The organism is Mesorhizobium sp. M7A.F.Ca.ET.027.02.1.1, from assembly GCF_004022985.1.
Lineage (GTDB): Bacteria > Pseudomonadota > Alphaproteobacteria > Rhizobiales > Rhizobiaceae > Mesorhizobium.
Map to the genome: position 1 here is coordinate 1 of NZ_RZOL01000628.1, position 2,286 is coordinate 2,286.

Consider the following 2,286-nt stretch of genomic DNA (forward strand, 5'->3'; position numbering starts at 1 on the left):
CCAATGCGCTGTGCGCGCAGATGAAGGTCGAGTGCGAGATCGTCACCCAGGACTGGGACGGCATCATTCCCGCTTTGCAGGCGAAGAAGTTCGACGCCATCATCGCCTCGATGAGCATCACCGAGGAGCGCAAGAAGCAGGTCGCCTTCACCAACAAATATTACACGACACCGCTCGCTTTGGTGGCGCCGAAGGACAGCGATCTCACCTCGACCGAACCACCGGCACTGGCCGGCAAGACGGTCGGCGCCCAGGCTTCGACCACGCAGGCCGACTATGCCCAGAATGAGTATGGCAAGGCAGGCGCGGAGGCAAAGCTCTATCCCACCCAGGAAGAGGCGATCACCGACCTGACCAACGGTCGTCTTGACGCCGTGATCTCGGACAAGTTCGTCCTGATGGACTGGCTGAAGAAGGCAAGCGACGGCTGCTGCAAGCTGGTCGGCGACGTCAAGGGCACCGAAACGCAAGCCGGCATTGCCGTGCGCCTGGAAGACACGACCCTGCGCGACAAGCTCAACGCAGCCATCGACGCGATCGTCGCCGACGGCACCTACAAGAAGATTCAGGCCAAATATTTCGACTTCGATATTTATTGAGGCTGGGCGCTTCTCCCCTTCTCCCCTTGTGGGAGAAGGTGTCGCCGAAGGCGACGGATGAGGGGTGTTCCAGGGAACGCCAACGTCTTATTTCGCTGGAACACCCCTCATCCGTCTCGGCGCTAACGCGCCGATCCACCTTCTCCCACAAGGGGAGAAGGAAAAAGGCGCTACCTCAAAGCGCCTTCACCGCCACCTTCACCGGCTGTTCGATCTCGAGCGGATTGCGCAGCGGCAGGCCGAAGTCCCCGGCCTCGATCTCGAACACATCGCCGGCCTCAGTCCTGATGCCGTCTGCGAAAGAGAGCGTGGCCGTGCCGAACATATGCACATGCACGTCGCCCGGCTGGCGGAAGGCCGCGTATTTGAAATGGTGATGTTCGAGATTGGCGATGGTGTGCGACATGTTCGCTTCGCCGGACAGGAACGGCTTTTCCCACAGCACCTCGCTGCTGCGCACGATGCGCGAGGTGCCGCGGATATCGGGCGGCAGGTCGCCGATCAGGATTTCCGGACCGAACGAGGCGTTGCGCAACTTGGAATGGGCGAGGAACAGATAGTTCACGCGCTCGGTGACGTGGTCGGAAAACTCATTCGACAGCGTGAAGCCGACGCGGAAAGGTGCGCCGTCGTCGCCGATGACATAGATGCCGGCCACCTCGGGCTCTTCGCCGGCGTCCTTGGCAAAGGCCGGTGACAGAAGTGCGGCACCTGGCGCCACCGCCATCGTGCCGTTGCCTTTGTAGAACCATTCCGGCTGCACGCCGATCTGGCCATTCGCCGGCTTGCCGCCCTCCAGCCCCATGCGAAACATCTTCATGGAATCGGTGAGCTGCTCCTCGCCGTCGGCGCTCAGCTTCTTGTGCATGGAATCGCGCGTCGCGGCGGAGCCGAGATGCGTCAGCCCGGTGCCGGTCAGGTGCAGATGCGCCGGATCAGGGTGATTGATCGGCGACAGCAGCCGCCCCTTCTTGTAAGCGGCCTCGAGATCGACCGTCTCGCCAAGCCCCTTGCGTTCGATCAGCGCGACGAGGCCGACGCCGGTGCGGGCGGCCTCCATCGCCAGCGAATAGACGCTGCGGGCGCCATTGATGATCCGGGTCTTGCCGCCATTGCGGGCGACGACGCGGATGGTCTCGGCGTCGTCGAGGATCTGGGAGATCAGCATGATGAATCCTCTCTCATTTGCCTTGGCAGGACTGCCAAAACGGCAGACCTTACTCAGCGCGGCCGGGACCTCGTCCATGCCACGGTTTAAATTCTCAGTTCGGATTGCGCTCGCGGGCCTGGTCCCTCAGGGACTTCTGTTACCGGCGGGTTGCCGGCAGCGCCGCGATCGTATGCCTCCTGCTTGCCTCGCCTAGAGCAGTTCACCGTTTCACGGAAACGGCGAACCGCTCTAACTCATTGTCTTGGCGCAATTCCAGGCGGAAAACCGTTTCACATTTTCCTGGAATTGCTCTTAAGCCCGTTCAAGCCTTGTTCTTGTTGTAGACGTCGAAGATCACGGCACCGAGCAGCACCAGGCCTTTGACCACCTGCTGCCAGTCGACGTTGACGCCCATGATCGACATGCCGTTGTTCATCACGCCCATGATGAAGCCGCCGACCACCGCGCCGATGACCTGACCGACGCCGCCCATCGCCGAGGCGCCGCCGATGAAGACGGCGGCGATGACGTCGAGCT

General features: G+C 61.9%; 2 protein-coding genes and 1 pseudogene. 1 reads left to right on the forward strand and 2 read right to left on the reverse strand.

Annotated elements, in window-relative coordinates; genetic code table 11:
- Nucleotides 1-599, forward strand: a 599-nt coding sequence (locus tag EN749_RS34360; protein ID WP_128364844.1) for a transporter substrate-binding domain-containing protein, incomplete at its 5' end; no start/stop codon positions are given.
- 175 nt (nt 600-774) lie between these two features.
- Here the strand turns inward: EN749_RS34360 and araD1 are convergent.
- Nucleotides 775-1,767 (reverse strand): AraD1 family protein, encoded by a 993-nt coding sequence (gene araD1 / locus EN749_RS34365; RefSeq protein ID WP_128364845.1) that lies wholly within the window; start codon nt 1,765-1,767, stop codon nt 775-777.
- A gap of 304 nt (nt 1,768-2,071) precedes the next feature.
- Nucleotides 2,072-2,286: pseudogene (locus EN749_RS34370) on the reverse strand (sugar ABC transporter permease); the annotation flags it as partial.

Coding starts and splice junctions, on each gene's coding strand:
- araD1 (WP_128364845.1), bottom strand. CDS start 1,767: ATGCTGATCTCCCAGATCCTCGACGACGCCGAGACCATCCGCGTCGTC.